General features: G+C 64.5%; 10 protein-coding genes. 5 read left to right on the top strand and 5 right to left on the bottom strand.

From position 1 onward, the window contains the following. Positions 1 to 637: 637 nt before the first annotated feature. Complete coding sequence (locus tag HDG33_RS02630; protein WP_013089827.1) at positions 638 to 1,213, top strand: phasin family protein; 576 nt, start codon at positions 638 to 640, stop codon at positions 1,211 to 1,213. Positions 1,214 to 1,216: 3 nt separating this feature from the next. On the opposite strand, the gene HDG33_RS02625 is transcribed toward HDG33_RS02630, so the two are convergent. The 4 genes from HDG33_RS02625 to aceE all read right to left on the bottom strand — a co-directional run bounded on the left by HDG33_RS02625 (position 1,217) and on the right by aceE (position 7,862). Further along, complete coding sequence (locus HDG33_RS02625; RefSeq protein ID WP_184022359.1) at positions 1,217 to 1,504, bottom strand: hypothetical protein; 288 nt, start codon at positions 1,502 to 1,504, stop codon at positions 1,217 to 1,219. A 27-nt stretch (positions 1,505 to 1,531) separates the two neighbouring features. Beyond that, a complete protein-coding gene (lpdA, locus tag HDG33_RS02620) occupies positions 1,532 to 3,310 on the bottom strand; it encodes a dihydrolipoyl dehydrogenase (RefSeq protein WP_184022356.1) in 1,779 nt (592 codons plus the stop codon). Between the two features lie 131 nt (positions 3,311 to 3,441). Then, complete coding sequence (gene aceF / locus HDG33_RS02615; RefSeq protein WP_184022354.1) at positions 3,442 to 5,079, bottom strand: dihydrolipoyllysine-residue acetyltransferase; 1,638 nt, start codon at positions 5,077 to 5,079, stop codon at positions 3,442 to 3,444. An 83-nt stretch (positions 5,080 to 5,162) separates the two neighbouring features. Continuing rightward, the gene (gene aceE, locus HDG33_RS02610) at positions 5,163 to 7,862 is read right to left on the bottom strand and encodes a pyruvate dehydrogenase (acetyl-transferring), homodimeric type (protein WP_184022342.1); all 2,700 of its coding nucleotides are present in this window, start codon (positions 7,860 to 7,862) and stop codon (positions 5,163 to 5,165) included. Between the two features lie 275 nt (positions 7,863 to 8,137). Here aceE and fixL point away from each other — a divergent pair, with 275 nt between their 5' ends. From fixL to HDG33_RS02590, 4 genes are all read left to right on the top strand, one after another. Next, positions 8,138 to 10,654 carry an oxygen sensor histidine kinase FixL gene (gene fixL / locus HDG33_RS02605; protein WP_221311281.1) on the top strand — a complete coding sequence of 839 codons (2,517 nt, stop codon included), beginning with the start codon at positions 8,138 to 8,140 and terminating at the stop codon, positions 10,652 to 10,654. Continuing rightward, on the top strand, positions 10,651 to 11,295 hold the full coding sequence (gene fixJ, locus HDG33_RS02600; RefSeq protein ID WP_062129599.1) for an oxygen response regulator transcription factor FixJ: 645 nt from the start codon (positions 10,651 to 10,653) through the stop codon (positions 11,293 to 11,295). Before fixL ends, fixJ begins: the two co-directional genes overlap by 4 nt. A 436-nt stretch (positions 11,296 to 11,731) precedes the next feature. Continuing rightward, a complete protein-coding gene (folD, locus tag HDG33_RS02595) occupies positions 11,732 to 12,595 on the top strand; it encodes a bifunctional methylenetetrahydrofolate dehydrogenase/methenyltetrahydrofolate cyclohydrolase FolD (protein WP_090800818.1) in 864 nt (287 codons plus the stop codon). Positions 12,596 to 12,920: 325 nt separating this feature from the next. After that, positions 12,921 to 15,026 (top strand): M3 family metallopeptidase, encoded by a 2,106-nt coding sequence (locus tag HDG33_RS02590; RefSeq protein WP_184022338.1) that lies wholly within the window; start codon positions 12,921 to 12,923, stop codon positions 15,024 to 15,026. A 130-nt stretch (positions 15,027 to 15,156) separates the two neighbouring features. Here the strand turns inward: HDG33_RS02590 and HDG33_RS02585 are convergent, their stop codons facing one another. Continuing rightward, positions 15,157 to 16,458, bottom strand: coding sequence for an amidohydrolase family protein (locus tag HDG33_RS02585; protein WP_184022336.1), 1,302 nt, complete (start codon positions 16,456 to 16,458; stop codon positions 15,157 to 15,159). Positions 16,459 to 16,551 lie beyond the last annotated feature (93 nt).

The raw sequence follows: 16,551 nt of genomic DNA, 5'->3' as shown, positions 1-16,551 counted from the left end.
ATCGCGAAAACACGAATAAGTGCCGCGCCTCGATCGAAAAAAACGATCGTCGCCAGCAAGCCTCGCCATCGCCGCCCGGCCCAATCGAGCAGATCATTGCAGGATAACGGCAATTTTGAGACAACCTTGATCCGGGGAAATACTGTCAGAGCACAGGCGGAAACTACTGCGCCGCGCCATGAAGGCGTTGCGAGCGTGCGACGGACTTTTTTAAGTGTCTGACGAAAGTCGCTAACGCGCGTTCGACTGCCATCGTTCTTTAACGTTCCTTGTCATCTTGTGGTTTACATCGAATTGATGATGATCGTTTTTTCAGGGGCGAATTGCTGCCACACGGAAAAAATAATCTCCCGACGGTCTGCTGAACGGTTGGTTTATGTCGCACCAGCACGGTGCAACGAGCAATCGTTCCGCGTCATATTAATGACATGCCTACTGTATAACCTATTGTTTTGTCGGCATTTTCTTAATATTGTGCGATGCACAAAAAACGCTTGACATTCCTTGTGGGCATCCTAAAATGGGAACCATTGCTGCGATGCACAATACATCGCGGTCCGGAGAGACGATGAATTTGCGTCTCGCCACCCACCCAATGCGGTCCGCACAGACCGGCCGCAATCCAGGAGCGTAAACCATGACTCTGCTGACCCCTGAGCAATTCGCCGCAGCCCAGAAAGCCAACTTCGAAACCCTGTTCGGCCTGACGACCAAAGCATTTGAAGGTGTCGAAAAGCTGGTCGAGCTGAACCTGCAAGTTGTGAAGTCGACGCTCGCCGAAAGCCAGGAAAATGCCCAACGCGCGCTGTCCGTGAAGGATGCGCAGGAACTGCTGGCACTGCAAGCAAGCCTCGCCCAGCCGGTGGCTGAAAAGGCGCTGTCGTATGGCCGCCATGTGTACGAAATCGTTTCGGCAACGCAGGGTGAATTCACCCGCGTCGCGGAAGCGCAATTCGAAGAGCAAAACCGCAAGGTTCAGGCGCTCGTCGAAAACGTCGCCAAGAACGCACCGGCCGGTTCGGAAACCGCTGTCGCCGTGATGAAGTCGGCTATCACCGCCGCCAACACCACGTACGAAACGGTCCACAAGGCAACCCGCCAGGCTGTCGAAATCGCCGAAAGCAACTTCAACGCAGCCGCAACGGCCGCTTCGAAGGCAGCTTCGCAAGCCGCTGCGCAAGCATCGCGCGCCGCCGCCAAGAAGGCCGTCTAAGCTTCACGCGTCAACACGCCAGGCTTTATGCCTCGCGTCGTCTTTCACGCCGGCCCAGCCTATGCGCTGCGCCGGCGTTATCGCAAGCAACAGCGTCGTGCCGTTGCCGCTTATACGGTTTGATGAGCCGAACGCTCCGATACGTTGCAATGGCGTATCGTTTGCCCGGCCGCCAAGCCGGGATTTTTTTGCCCGCCACTGGCCGCCACGAAAACGGAAACGGCGCGCTCCGCCATGGAGCGCGCCGTTTTTCTTTGCCGTACGGCTCGACCGGCTTTGCCGCGCCCGCATGTCGTCACGCAGGCGCGGCGCACCGCGTTACTTCTTCTTGACGGGCGGCAGATCGGTACAGACGCCTTCATACAACTCGGCCGCCATGCCGATCGATTCGCCGAGCGTCGGATGCGGATGGATCGTCTTGCCGATATCCGTTGCGTCCGCGCCCATCTCGATCGCGAGACAGACTTCGCTGATCAGGTCGCCCGCGTTCAGACCGACGATACCGCCGCCGATCACGCGATGCGTTTCCTCATCGAACAGCAGCTTCGTGAAGCCCTCGTCGCGACCGTTGGCGATCGCGCGACCCGATGCGGCCCACGGAAACACCGCCTTGCCGAACTTGACGCCTTCGGCTTTCAGCTGGTCTTCCGTCTTGCCGGCCCAAGCCACTTCCGGATCGGTGTAGGCCACCGACGGAATCTGCAGCGCGTCGAAGTACGCCTTCTCGCCATGCGCGGCTTCCGCCGCCACGTGGCCCTCGTGCACGGCCTTGTGCGCGAGCATCGGCTGACCGACGATGTCGCCGATCGCGAAGATGTGCGGCACATTCGTGCGCTGTTGCCTGTCGACTTCGATGAAGCCGCGATCCGTCACCGCGACACCGGCCTTTTCCGCGCCGATCCGCTTGCCGTTCGGCGAGCGGCCGACGGCCACCAGCACGAGGTCGTAGCGTTGCGGCTCGGCCGGCGCCTGCTCGCCCTCGAACGACACGTAGATACCGTCGTCCTTCGCTTCGGCGGCGATGGTCTTGGTCTTCAGCATCACGTTCGCGAAACGCTTGCTGTTGTACTTCTCCCAGACCTTGACCAGATCGCGGTCCGCGCCGGCCATCAGGACGTCGAGCATTTCGACCACGTCGATGTTCGCGCCGAGCGTCGAGTACACGGTCGCCATTTCGAGACCGATGATGCCGCCGCCGATCACGAGCATGCGCTGCGGAATCTGGCGCAGTTCGAGCGCGCCGGTCGAATCGACCACCCGCGGATCTTCCGGAATGAACGGCAGCTTCACCGCTTCCGAGCCCGCTGCGATGATCGCCTGGTTGAACCTGACGACCTTCTTGCCGCCCTCGGTCTGCACTTCCATGTGGTTCGGATCGACGAACGCACCCGTACCGACCACCACTTCGACCTTGCGCGCCTTCGCCATGCCGGCGAGACCGCCGGTCAGCTTCCTGACCACGCCGGACTTGAAATCGCGCAGCTTGTCGAGATCGATCTGCGGCTTGCCGAACGTGATGCCGTGCGCGGCAAGATCAGCCGCTTCGTCGATGACGAGCGCGGTGTGCAGCAGCGCCTTCGACGGGATGCAGCCGACGTTCAGACACACGCCGCCGAGCGTCGGATAACGCTCGACCAGCACGGTCTTCATGCCGAGGTCGGCGGAGCGGAACGCGGCCGAATAACCGCCGGGGCCCGAACCGAGCACGAGCATGTCGCACTCGATGTCGGCGCTGCCCGAATAGCTGCCGGCTTGCGCAGCCGCTGCGGCGGCCTTCGGCGCCGCAGCGGCGGGCGCCGGCGCGGGAGCCGCCTTCTCGGGCGCTTTCGGCTGCGCAGCGGCCGCAGCCGCGCCGCCCGCCGTTGCCTCGACGAGCGCGATGACCGTGCCCTGCGAAACCTTGTCGCCCGGCTTGATACGCACTTCCTTGACGGTGCCGGCAGTATCGCTCGGCACTTCCATCGACGCCTTGTCGGATTCGAGCGTCAGCAGCGACTGCTCTTTTTCGATGGTGTCGCCCGGCTTGATGTTGACTTCGATGACGTCGACGTCCTTGAAGTCACCGATGTCCGGCACTTTCACTTCGACGAGACTCATGGTGTCCCCTTCTCTTATTGATCGATGATGAGCGGCGCCTTCGACGCGCACAGCGCACGCGAACGCGCGGACGGCGCGACGCGGATCGGTCGAAATCATCCGCGCCCGCGCCGGCGGACCTCACCAGCCGGTCAAAGAATCACACGCCGGAAATCGGCAAGAATCGAACCGAGGTATGCGTTGAAGCGCGCGGCTTCCGCTCCGTCGATCACACGATGGTCGTACGACAGCGACAGCGGCATGGTCAGGCGCGGCTCGAACTGCTTGCCGTCCCACACCGGCTTCATCGCGCTGCGCGACAGGCCGAGAATCGCGACTTCAGGCGCATTGATGATCGGCGTGAAGTGCGTGCCGCCGATACCGCCCAGCGACGAGATCGAGAAGCAGCCGCCCTGCATCTGGTCCGGCTTCAGCTTGCCCTCGCGCGCGGCCTTCGACAGGTCGGCCATTTCCTTCGCGATGTCGACGAGGCCCTTCTTGTCCGCGTCGCGAATCACCGGCACCATGAGGCCGTTCGGCGTGTCAGCGGCAAAACCGATGTGGTAGTACTGCTTGAACACCAGGTTGTCGCCGTCGAGGCTCGCGTTGAAGGTCGGGAATTTCTTCAGGGCCGCCACGCAGGCCTTGATCACGAACGCGAGCATCGTGAACTTGACGCCCGCCTTCTCGTGTTCCTTGTTCAGCTTGACGCGCAGCGCTTCGAGCTCGGTGATGTCCGCTTCGTCGTTGTTCGTGACGTGCGGAATCATGACCCAGTTGCGATGCAGGTTCGCGCCCGAGATCTTCTTGATGCGCGATAACGGCTTCGGATCGACCGGACCGAACTTCGTGAAGTCGACCTTCGGCCACGGCAGCAGATTCAGCTCGCCACCGCCGGCGGCCGGCGCGGCCGCACCAGCCGGCGCCGCGCGCTGGCCCGTCATCACGCCCTTCACGAACGCGGTCACGTCGGCCTGCGTAATGCGGCCCTTCGGACCGGTGCCCTTCACCTGGCCGACGTCCACCCCGAGCTCGCGCGCGAACTTGCGCACCGACGGCGACGCATGGCTCGGATGACGCGAGCCGCCTTCTCCAGCCGGGATCAGCGGCGCCTGCGCGAGCGCGGACGGCGCGGCCGGTGCTGGGGTCGGCGTGGCCGGCGCGTCGAACGGCTTTTCAGTCGGCGCCTTCGCGGCCGGTGCCGGCGCGGGTGCCGGGGCAGCGCCGCCTTCCGCTTCGATCACGACGATGACCGAGCCTTCCGACACGGTATCGCCAACCTTGACCTTCACTTCCTTGACGACACCGGCGGCCGAGCTGGGCACATCCATCGTCGCCTTGTCGGATTCGAGCGTGACGAGCGACTGTTCCTTCTCGACACGATCGCCGACCTTCACCGCGATCTCGATCACGGGGACGTCTTTGTAGTCGCCGATATCCGGCACCTTGATTTCCTGCACGCCGCCGCCTGCTGCCGCGGGTGCGGGCGCCGCCGCAGCGGGAGCTGCCGCCGGCGCAGGCGCAGGAGCAGGAGCCGCGGCAGCGGCGTTGGCGCCTTCGAGCACGATGATCAGCGTGCCTTCGGACACCGCATCGCCGACCTTGACCTTCACTTCCTTGACGACGCCGTCGGCCGAGCTCGGCACGTCCATCGTCGCCTTGTCGGATTCCAGCGTCACGAGCGATTGCTCTTTTTCGACGGTGTCACCCGCCTTCACCAGCACCTCGATCACGGGGACGTCCTTGTAATCGCCGATGTCCGGCACCTTGACTTCGATCGCTTGACTCATTGTTAGTGTCTCCTGGGCCGCGCACGCCGCCGGCCCCTCGCGATGAGGAGCAAGCGCGTGCATCGTGGCACACGGGTGATGCCTTAGACGGTCATCGGGTTGGGTTTGGCGGGATCAAGGTTGTACTTCTTGAGCGCCTCGGCGACCACCTTGCGTTCGATCGTGCCTTCGTCCGCCAGCGCGTTCAGCGCGGCGACCGTGACCCAGTAGCGATCGACTTCGAAAAAGTGACGCAGCTTCTCGCGCGTGTCCGAACGGCCGTAGCCGTCGGTGCCCAGCACGACGAACTTCTGCGGCACGAACGCGCGGATCTGCTCGGTCAGCGCGCGCACGTAGTCGGTCGATGCGATGACCGGACCCGGCGGCGCATCCTTCAACAGCTTCTCGACGTGCGACAGCTTCTTCTCTTCGGTCGGGTGCAACAGGTTCCAGCGCTGCACTTCGTGACCTTCGCGCGCGAGCTCGGTGAAGCTCGGCACGCTCCACAGGTCGGCGTTGACGCCCCAGTCGTTTTTCAGCAGGTCGGCCGCGGCGATCACTTCGTTGAAGATCGTGCCCGCGCCCATCAGCTGCACGTGCGGCGCCTTTTTATCGGCTGCGGTCTTGCTGAACGAGTACATGCCCTTGATGATGTCGGCCGCCACGGTCTCGCCCTGCGGGATTGCCGGGTGCTCGTAGTTCTCGTTCATCACGGTGACGTAGTAGTAGACGTCTTCCTGGTCGGCGACCATGCGGCGCAGACCGTCCTGCACGATGACCGCGAGTTCGTAGCCGAACGTCGGGTCGTAGCTGATGCAGTTCGGCACCGAAGCCGCCCACATCAGCGAATGGCCGTCTTCGTGTTGCAGGCCTTCGCCGTTCAGCGTCGTGCGGCCCGCCGTGCCGCCCAGCAGGAAGCCGCGCGAGCGCATGTCGCCAGCGGCCCATGCGAGGTCGCCGATGCGCTGGAAGCCGAACATCGAGTAGAAGATGTAGAACGGGATCATGATCTCGCCGTGCGTCGAGTACGACGTCGCGGCCGCGATCCAGTCGGCCATGCCGCCGGCTTCGTTGATGCCCTCCTGCAGGATCTGACCGGTCTCCGACTCACGGTAGAACATCAGCTGGTCGGAATCTTCCGGCACGTACTTCTGGCCGTCCTGATTCCAGATACCGATCTGACGGAACAGACCTTCCATGCCGAACGTACGCGATTCATCCGGCACGATCGGCACGACGCGCTTGCCGAGCGTCTTGTCCTTCAGCAGGATGTTCAGGATCCGCACGAACGCCATCGTCGTGGAGATCTCGCGGCCTTCGCCCGTGCCCTTCAACAGCGGCTCGAATGCCGGCAGTTCCGGCACCGGCAGCGACTCGGCCTTCTGACGACGCGCCGGCAGATAGCCGCCCAGGTCCATGCGCTTCTGGCGCATGTATTCGAGTTCCTTCGAGCCTTCCTCGAACGTCAGGTACGGCACGTCGACGATCTGCTCGTCCGTGATCGGCAGACGGAACTGGTCGCGGAACTTCTTCAGCTGCTCCACCTGCATCTTCTTCTGCTGGTGGGTGATGTTCATCGCCTGACCGGCTTCGCCCATGCCGTAGCCCTTGATCGTCTTCGCGAGGATGACGGTCGGCTGGCCCTTCGAATTCGTCGCTTCCGTGAACGCCGCGTAGATCTTGTGCGGATCATGGCCGCCGCGGTTCAGATTCCAGATGTCGTCGTCCGACCAGTCGGCGACCAGCGCCTTCAGTTCCGGCGTGTTGAAGAAGTGTTCGCGCACGAACGCGCCCGACTCCGACTTGTACGTCTGGTACTCGCCGTCGACGACTTCCATCATGCGGCGCATCAGCGCGCCCGACTTGTCGCGCGCGAACAGCGCGTCCCAGCGGCTGCCCCAGATGACCTTGATCACGTTCCAGCCGGCGCCGCGGAATTCGCTTTCGAGTTCCTGGATGATCTTGCCGTTGCCACGCACCGGACCGTCGAGACGCTGCAGGTTGCAGTTGATCACGAACACGAGGTTGTCCAGACGCTCGCGACCGGCCATGCCGATCGCGCCGAGCGATTCCGGCTCGTCCGTTTCGCCGTCGCCGAGGAAGGCCCAGACCTTGCGGCCGTCGGTTTTCGCGATGCCGCGCGCCTGCAGGTACTTCATGAAGCGCGCCTGGTAGATCGCCATGATCGGACCCAGGCCCATCGACACGGTCGGGAATTGCCAGAAGTCCGGCATCAGCCACGGATGCGGATACGACGAGATGCCCTCGCCGCCGACTTCCTGGCGGAAGTTGTCGAGCTGCTTGTCGGTCAGGCGACCGAGCAGGAACGCGCGCGAGTAGACGCCCGGCGACGAGTGGCCCTGCACGAACACGAGGTCACCGCCGTGCTCGGCCGACGGTGCGTGCCAGAAGTGGTTGTAGCCGACGTCGTACAGCGTGGCGGCCGATGCGAACGACGCGATGTGGCCGCCGACGTTGGTTTCCTTGCCGGCGCGCAGCACCATCGCCATCGCGTTCCAGCGGGTGTACGAGCGGATACGGTGTTCGATGTCCTGGTCGCCGGGGTTCTTGGCCTGGCGCGCGACCGGAATCGTGTTGATGTAAGGAGTGTTAGCGGAGAACGGCAGATGTTCGCCGTGCACGCGTGCGAATTCGATCTGTTTTTCGATCAGGTAGTGGGCACGGTCAGGGCCTACTGCAGAAATCACGCCATCCAGCGCTTCCAGCCATTCGCCGGTTTCCTGGGGATCGTCGTCTTTATCGGCGGCGACATATTTCATGACTTCGTCGGGTACAGCGGACATGCTCGTCTCCTGGGTATGGGGAACGCACTTTGAACAGACGACGCGGACGCAGGAACGGCCGCGGCAGCTCCGGCCGATTGTAATAAGGGTCCCGACGTCAGCGCAACCAAATTTTCAAATTACGAGATCAATTCTCATAATGCGGAAAATTGCTGCGACGCAACCTGGTTTGACTGCCGATCGACTGATCCGCCGGCTAGTTTGCGCCGATTAACTGCACTTTCCGTGCTTTTTTGCGCCATTTGTCGGGGACGTGCTGAGCTACAATGCCACGCATGTTGACCGAACGGCTCTTCTCTCGCTCGGCGCGCACCGCGGGTTCGCCGGCGGATTCGTCGCCGTCCTCGCGCTGGCACCACGGACCCTGGTGGTCCAATTCCTATTTGCTGACGCCGCTCCTGTCGATCCTGGTGTTCCTGGTCGTCATGAGCCTGATTCTGTGGAGTCTGAACCGGCGCGAGCAGCAACAGCAGGAAGACACGCTGTACCGCAACGTCGCGTGGGCGCAGCAGCAGATCCGCCTGTCGATGACGGGCGCGCAAGAGCAGATCCAGGCACTCGCGCGCGACCTCGCCGCCGCCCATGCCGACGAGCATTCGTTCCAGGTGAGCACCACGGACATCATGCAGGGGCATCCCGAGATCCTCTACATGAACTGGTACACGGGCCAGCAGCAGCCGCGCTGGCCCAACGCCGCGCCGCCGGTGCTCGGCCAGCGGCTCGCGCGTCCGAACGACGCGCAGATGGACGAAGCTGTCAAGGCCGGCTTCGCCGAGGCGCGCAACACGCGCCGCCAGGTGTACTCCCCGCTCATCTACGACGACCTCGGCAACGGCTTCATCACGCTGCAAACGCCGATCTTCCGCGACCGCGATTTCCTCGGCACCATCGCCGCGGTGTTCTCGGTGGAAGGCATTCTGAAGCGCGACATCCCGCCCGAGCTGTCGGCCAAATACAAGATCTCGATCATCGACGCGAACAACCGCGAGTTGACCACCACGTCGACCCGCCCGCGCCTGCCGCGCGACATGTTCTACGACCTGCCGCTCGACCCGCCGGGCCAGGGCATTTCGGTGCGCGTGTACGCGTTCCCGCAGATCACCAACTTCACGAACAACACGCTGGTGTGGCTGGTGGCCGGCCTCTCCTGCTTCGTACTGTGGAGCCTGTGGAGTCTGTGGAAGCACACGCGCCAGCGCTTCGAGGCGCAGCAGGCGCTCTACGCGGAAGCGTTTTTCCGCCGCGCGATGGAAAACTCGGTGCTGATCGGCATGCGCGTGCTCGACATGCATGGCCGCATCACGCACGTGAACCCGGCGTTCTGCCGCATGACCGGCTGGGACGAAAGCGACCTCGTCGGCAAGAGCGCGCCGTTCGCCTACTGGCCGCGCGACGCGTACCCCGAGATGCAGCGTCAGCTCGACATGACGCTGCGCGGCAAGGCGCCCTCGTCCGGCTTCGAGCTGCGCGTGCGGCGCAAGGACAGCTCGACGTTCCACGCGCGGCTCTACGTGTCGCCGCTGATCGACAGCTCGGGCCGCCAGACCGGCTGGATGTCGTCGATGACCGACATCACCGAGCCGAAGCGCGCGCGCGAAGAGCTCGCCGCCGCCCACGAACGTTTCACGACCGTGCTCGAAAGCCTCGATGCGGCGGTGTCCGTGCTGGCCGCCGACGAAGCCGAGCTGCTGTTCGCGAACCGCTATTACCGGCATCTGTTCGGCATCCGCCCGGACGGCCACCTCGAACTCGCGGGCGGCGGCTTCGACGCCTCGCAGGCGTCGTCCGATTCGATCGACATGGTCGACACCTTCGTCGGCCTGCCCGCCGCCGCGCTGACCGAAAGCACCGCCGACGCGCAGGAAATCTACATCCCCGGCATCCAGAAGTGGTTCGAGGTGCGACGCCAGTACATCCAGTGGGTCGACGGCCATCTCGCGCAGATGCAGATCGCGACCGACATCACGACCCGCAAGCGCGCGCAGGAACTCGCGCGCCAGCAGGACGAAAAGCTGCAGTTCACGAGCCGCCTGATGACGATGGGTGAAATGGCCTCGTCGCTCGCGCACGAACTGAACCAGCCGCTCGCCGCCATCAATAACTATTGCTCCGGAACCGTCGCACTGGTTAAATCCGGTCGAACGACGCCCGACAATCTGCTGCCGGTGCTCGAAAAGACCGCGCAGCAGGCGGTGCGCGCCGGCATGATCATCAAGCGTATCCGCGAGTTCGTGAAGCGCAGCGAGCCGAAGCGGCAGGCCACGCGGGTCGCGGATATCGTCGCGGACGCGGTGGGTCTCGCCGAAATCGAGGCAAGGAAGCGGCGCATTCGCATCGTTACCGATCTGCGCTCGCGGCTGCCGGTGATCTACGTCGATCCGGTGCTGATCGAGCAGGTGCTCGTGAACCTGCTGAAGAACGGCGTCGAAGCGATGGCCGAAGCGCGCCCGAACGCGGTCGACCCAGTCATCCGCGTGGTCGTGCGACTGGAGAGCGGCTTCGTCTGCATCAGCGTCGTCGACCAGGGGCCCGGCGTCGACGAAGCGACCGCCGAGCGTCTGTTCGAACCGTTTTACAGCACCAAGTCCGATGGCATGGGCATGGGGCTGAACATTTGCCGTTCGATTATCGAATCGCACCGCGGCCGTCTGTGGGTGGTCAACAACGTCGAATCCGACGGCCACATCACGGGCGCCACGTTCCATTGCAGTCTGCCCATTGGGGAGCCTGACGGCCCGAGCAACGGCGGGTCCGAGGCGCCGATACCACAAACCGTTACGGGAGAGCTATGAACAGCCCAGTCACCACACAGGAAACCGTCTTTGTCGTCGACGACGACGAGGCCGTGCGAGATTCGCTGCGCTGGCTGCTGGAGGCGAACGGCTACCGCGTTCAGTGCTTCTCGAGCGCCGAGCAGTTCATCGACGCATGGCAGCCGCATCAGCATCCGGGCCAGATCGCGTGTCTGATCCTCGACGTGCGGATGTCCGGCATGAGCGGGCTCGAGTTGCAGGAACGCCTGATCGCCGACAACGCGTCGCTGCCGATCATCTTCGTGACGGGCCACGGCGACGTGCCGATGGCGGTGTCGACGATGAAAAAAGGCGCGATGGACTTCATCGAAAAGCCGTTCGACGAAGCCGAACTGCGCAAGCTCGTCGAGCGCATGCTCGACAAGGCACGCAGCGAAAGCACCAGCGTCCAGCAGCAGCGCGCCGCGGCCGAGCGCCTCGGCAAGTTGACCGCGCGCGAGCATCAGGTGCTCGAGCGGATCATCGCGGGCCGCCTGAACAAGCAGATCGCCGACGACCTCGGCATCAGCATCAAGACGGTCGAAGCGCATCGCGCGAACATCATGGAAAAGCTGAACGTCAACACGGTCGCCGATCTGCTGCGACTCGCGCTGTCGAACAAGCCGCAAACGGCGCAGTAACAGAGGCACGGGCGGCCTTTCGTTCGGAGGGGCCGTTGGTACGTGGCCGCCATCCGTGGCGGTTGCGTCGCCGGTTCGCGACGGCCTGACCGACGCCGAGTCCGGCGTGCGGGTGGCGTGCGAGCGGCCTGCCCCGCCGCTCGCAGTGCGCTTCCTTGCCGCCGCAGGACCGCCGCCTCACCTCCCGGACGCTCCCACGCGCGCCGCGCGCCCCGAATCCACTGCGAAAGCGCGCCCCCGCGCCGGTATAATGTTGGACTTCGCGGCGGCGCCTTGCCCGAACCGGCAGCGCGCCTGTCGCAGGGCGACGGGGCTCCGTCAGCCAGCCGAAGCACGCCGTCGCACGCCCCTCCGCGCGAGCGCTTCGCCCCGCCTGCCAAACCGTCTGTCCCGACCTGATTCCCGATCCCAATCTCGACCCAACGTTCGACCGACCATGACTGCCAAACTGATCGACGGCCTCGCCCTCTCCAAGACCCTGCGCGCCGACGTCGCGGCGCGCGCCGCCGCCCTGACCGCCCGCGGCCATCAGCCGGGCCTCGCCGTGATTCTGGTCGGCGACAATCCGGCCAGCGAAGTGTATGTGCGCAACAAGGTGAAGGCCTGCCACGACAACGGTCTCGGCTCGTCGTTCGACCGCTATCCGGCCGATCTGCCCGAAGCCGACCTGCTCGCGCGCATCGACGAGCTGAATCGCGATCCGGCCATCCACGGCATTCTCGTGCAGCTGCCGCTGCCGAAGCACATCGACAGCCACAAGGTGATCGAGGCGATCGCGCCCGAGAAGGACGTCGACGGTTTCCACGTCGCCAATGCGGGCGCGCTGATGACGGGTCAGCCGCTGTTCCGTCCGTGCACGCCGTACGGCGTGATGAAGATGTTCGCGGCCTACGGCATCGATCTGAAGGGCGCGAACGCGGTCGTGATCGGCCGCTCGAACATCGTCGGCAAGCCGATGGCGCTGCTGCTGCTCGAAGCGGGCGCGACCGTCACGATCTGCCACAGCAAGACGCGCGATCTGGCCGCGCACACGCGCAACGCCGACGTCGTGGTCGCCGCGACCGGTCTGCGCAACATCCTGACCGCGGACATGGTGAAGCCGGGCGCGACCGTGATCGACGTCGGCATGAATCGCGACGACGCCGGCAAGCTGTGCGGCGACGTCGACTTCGCGGGTGTCAAGGAAGTGGCCGGCCATATCACGCCGGTGCCGGGCGGCGTCGGCCCGATGACGATCACGATGCTGCTCGTCAACACGATCGAAGCGGCCGAGCGCGAGGCAGACGCGGCCAAGGCGTAACCGCCGGGCGGTGAGCGCGAGGCGGAGTGAGGCGACTCATCCGTCTCGTCCACCGGGTCATCACCCGCCCTTCTCTCTCGCAGAACCACCGCCTCCTTACCGCGTCGCCGGATCCCGCGGCCCACGCCCTGCCCCAACGCGCGCCCAACGCGCCGCAACATCTGTTAATTTGTCAGCCGATGGATTGGAATCGGCGCCCCCCGCCCCAATAATGTCCGTAGCCGGTGCCGCCATGCGCCGTGCGCCGGGCGTCGAGCGACCCAGCACGAGACGGCACGCGCGAGCGCCGCACCGCCCCCTTCACCCGCGTCAGACAGGAAGCCTTATGTCCACTACCGCCACGCATCAAGACAACCCGCTCCTCGATTTTTCCGATCTGCCGCGCTTTGGCTCCATCCGACCCGAACACGTGACGCCCGCCCTCGACGTGCTGCTCGCCGACGCGGCGGCCGCCGTCGAGCGTGCCGCGCTGCCGGCCACGCCCCCGTCGTGGGCCGACGTCGTCGAACCGGTCGAGCGCGCCACCGAGCCGCTGTCGCGCGCGTGGAGCGTGATCGGTCATCTCAATGCCGTCGCCGATACGCCCGAGCTACGCGCCGTGTACGGCGAGAACCTGCCGCGCGTAACCGAGTTCTGGTCGAGCGTCGGCCAGAATCTCGCGCTCTACGAGAAGTACAAGGCACTGAACGCCAGCGACGAATTCGCATCGCTGAACGGCGAACGCAAGAAGATCCTCAGCAACGCGCTGCGTGATTTCCGTCTGTCGGGCGCCGAGTTGCCGGAAGACCAGAAGCCGCGTTTCGCCGAATTGCAGGAGCGCCAGGCGGCGCTGTCGAAGGCGTTTTCGGATCACGTGCTCGATGCGACCAACGCGTATGCGTACATCGTCGATGCGGGCAACGAAACGCAACTGGCGGGACTGCCCGAAGACGTGATCGAAGCCGCGAAGGAAGCCGCCGAGCGAGACGGCAAGACTGGCTACAAGTTCACGCTGCACTTCCCGTCTTATTTCCCGGTCATGCAGTACTCGGAAAACCGTCCGATGCGCGAAGCGATGTATCGCGCCTATGTGACGCGCGCGTCCGAGCTCGGCGCGCAATACGGCAACGGCAAGACCGAGTGGGACAACACCCAGGTGCTCGCCGACGAACTGAAGCTGCGCGCCGAAGAAGCGCAGATGCTCGGCTACGGCAACTTCGCCGAAGTGTCGCTCGCGCCGAAGATGGCCGAATCGCCGGCGCAGGTAATGGCCTTCCTCGAAGACCTCGCGACGCGCGCGCGTCCGCATGCCGAGCAGGACTGGAAAGAGCTGCGCGAATTTGCCGCGAGCGAACTCGGCATGACCGATCTGCAGCCGTGGGACATGACGTTCGCCGCCGAGCGCCTGCGCCAGAAGCGCTATTCGTTCTCGGAAAACGAAGTGAAGCAGTACTTCCCGGAAGACGCGGTGTTCAAGGGCCTGTTCAAGGTCACCGAGACGCTGTTTGGCGTGCGCATCCGCCGCGACGAAGCGGCCGTCTGGCATCCGGACGTGCGCTTCTTCCGCGTCGAGAATCAGGACGGCGGCCTCGTCGCGCAGTTCTATCTCGACCTGTATGCACGCGAAGGCAAGCGCGGCGGCGCCTGGATGGACGACGCGCGCGGCCGTCACAAGCTCGCGCACGGCGCGGTGCAAACGCCGGTCGCGTATCTGACCTGTAATTTCTCGGCGCCGGTCGGCGGCAAGCCCGCCTGCTTCACGCACGACGAAGTGATCACGCTGTTCCATGAGTTCGGCCACGGCTTGCATCACATGCTCACGCGCGTCGATGAGCTCGGCGTGTCGGGCATCAACGGCGTCGAATGGGATGCGGTCGAGCTGCCTTCGCAGTTCATGGAGAACTTCTGCTGGGAGTGGGACGTGCTGTCCGACATGACCTCGCACGTCGATACCGCGAAGCCGCTGCCGCGCGAGCTGTTCGACAAGATGCTCGCCGCGAAGAACTTCCAGAGCGGCCTCGGCACGCTGCGGCAGATCGTGTTCTCGATGTTCGACATGCAACTGCATACCGGCTTCGACGCGAACGGCGCGAAGAGCGCCAACGAACTCGCGCGCGAAATCAACGAACGCTTCCACGTCGTGCCGCAAGCGCCGTTCTCGCGTTGGCCGAATACGTTCAGCCATATTTTCGCGGGCGGTTACGCGGCCGGCTACTACAGCTACAAGTGGGCCGAAGTGCTGTCGGCCGACGCGTACGCGGCGTTCGAGGAAGCCGCGCAAGCCGCGGGCAGCGTGCTCGATCAGTCGACCGGCATGCGTTATCGTCGCGAGATTCTCGAAGTGGGCGGCAGCCGTCCGGCGATGGAATCGTTCAAGGCGTTCCGTGGCCGCGAGCCGAATATCGATGCGCTGCTACGGCATAACGGCATGGCGCCGGGTGCCGCGCACTGAGCGATTGAAACGTCGCGATGATCGTTCGTTCGGCCTGGATGCGATGGCGCTGAATGAACGAGGCCGATAGAAAAACCGGCGGTCTGCTCGCGCAGGCCGCCGGTTTGTCATTGATGCGCGAGATATGTCGCTACGCGCGATGCAGCTTGAAATCGACCTGCTCAGGCCGCCCTTCGAGCGATAACGACACGCTCGCGGCCGGCGCGCGGCCGACCACCCTGCCCCGGCTCACCACCACGAGCCGCGCGGCGCGCAGACGGATCGCCTCGAGCTCGTCGCGCGCATCGAGCACGACGAGATTGGCCGCGCATCCGGGCGCGATGCCATAGTCTTCCAGACCGAGAATGCGCGCCGCGTTCACGGTCACCGCGTCGAAACAGGCGTGCATGCCGTCGACGCTGGTCATCTGCGCAACATGCAGGCCCATCTGCGCGACTTCGAGCATGTCGGCCGAACCGAGGCTGTACCACGGGTCCATCACGCAGTCGTGGCCGAACGCGACCGTGATGCCCGCGGCCAGCATCTCCGGCACCCGCGTCATGCCGCGCCGTTTCGGGTATGTGTCGCTGCGGCCTTGCAGCGTGATGTTGATCAGCGGATTCGCGATCGCCGCGACGCCCGACTCGCGAATCAACGGCAACAGCTTGCTCACGTAGTAGTTGTCCATCGAATGCATCGACGTCAGGTGCGAACCGGCGACACGTCCGTGCAGGCCGAGCCGGTGCGTTTCGGCCGCGAGCGTTTCGATGTGGCGCGATAGCGGATCGTCCGATTCGTCGCAATGCATATCGACGCGCAGGCCCTTTTCGGCCGCGTACTCGCACAGCATGCGCACCGACTGCGCGCCGTCGGCCATCGTCCGCTCGAAATGCGGAATGCCGCCGACCACGTCGACGCCCATGTCGATCGCGCGCTTCAGATTATCGAACGCGCCGGCGCTGCGCAGCAGACCGTCTTGCGGGAAGGCAACCAACTGCAGATCGAGATACGGCGCGACGCGGCGCTTCACTTCGAGCAATGCCTCGACCGCGAGCAGACGCGGATCGCACACGTCGACGTGGCTGCGGATCGCGAGCAGGCCGCGCGCGACCGCCCAATCGCAATACTGCATCGCGCGTTCGATCAACGCTTGCTGCGTGAGCTCGGGCTTCAGCTCGCCCCATAGCGCGATGCCTTCGAGCAGCGTGCCCGACGCGTTCACGCGCGGCAAACCGTACGACAGCGTCGCGTCCATATGGAAATGCGGGTCGACGAACGGCGGCGTGACGAGCGAACCGGCCGCGTCGATTTCGTCGCGCGCGCTCGCGGCCAGGTTCGGCTCGATGGCGACGATACGGCCCGCGTCGATGCCGATGTCGATTGGGGACTGGTGATGCGGGGACAGCTGGGCGGCACTGCGCGGCAGCGTCGCGTGGCGGATGATCAGATCCATGTTCGCTCCGGTTGATCGCGTTCGGACTCGCTACGATTCTATCGGCGCCAGAAAAATGCGGGCACCGATGCGTACCGGCGCGCAGGCCGAAAT

This window comes from Paraburkholderia sp. Cpub6 (assembly GCF_014201065.1).
Taxonomy (GTDB): domain Bacteria; phylum Pseudomonadota; class Gammaproteobacteria; order Burkholderiales; family Burkholderiaceae; genus Paraburkholderia; species Paraburkholderia tuberum.
This window is presented reverse-complemented; position numbering and strand designations above follow the sequence as displayed.

Excerpts from the sequence above, each read along its gene's own strand:
- folD (WP_090800818.1), top strand. The coding sequence starts at position 11,732 with ATGACTGCCAAACTGATCGACGGCCTCGCCCTCTCCAAGACCCTGCGC.
- aceF (WP_184022354.1), bottom strand. The coding sequence starts at position 5,079 with ATGAGTCAAGCGATCGAAGTCAAGGTGCCGGACATCGGCGATTACAAG.
- lpdA (WP_184022356.1), bottom strand. The coding sequence starts at position 3,310 with ATGAGTCTCGTCGAAGTGAAAGTGCCGGACATCGGTGACTTCAAGGAC.
- fixJ (WP_062129599.1), top strand. The coding sequence starts at position 10,651 with ATGAACAGCCCAGTCACCACACAGGAAACCGTCTTTGTCGTCGACGAC.
- fixL (WP_221311281.1), top strand. The coding sequence starts at position 8,138 with ATGTTGACCGAACGGCTCTTCTCTCGCTCGGCGCGCACCGCGGGTTCG.
- aceE (WP_184022342.1), bottom strand. The coding sequence starts at position 7,862 with ATGTCCGCTGTACCCGACGAAGTCATGAAATATGTCGCCGCCGATAAA.
- HDG33_RS02630 (WP_013089827.1), top strand. The coding sequence starts at position 638 with ATGACTCTGCTGACCCCTGAGCAATTCGCCGCAGCCCAGAAAGCCAAC.
- HDG33_RS02625 (WP_184022359.1), bottom strand. The coding sequence starts at position 1,504 with ATGCGGGCGCGGCAAAGCCGGTCGAGCCGTACGGCAAAGAAAAACGGC.
- HDG33_RS02585 (WP_184022336.1), bottom strand. The coding sequence starts at position 16,458 with ATGGATCTGATCATCCGCCACGCGACGCTGCCGCGCAGTGCCGCCCAG.
- HDG33_RS02590 (WP_184022338.1), top strand. The coding sequence starts at position 12,921 with ATGTCCACTACCGCCACGCATCAAGACAACCCGCTCCTCGATTTTTCC.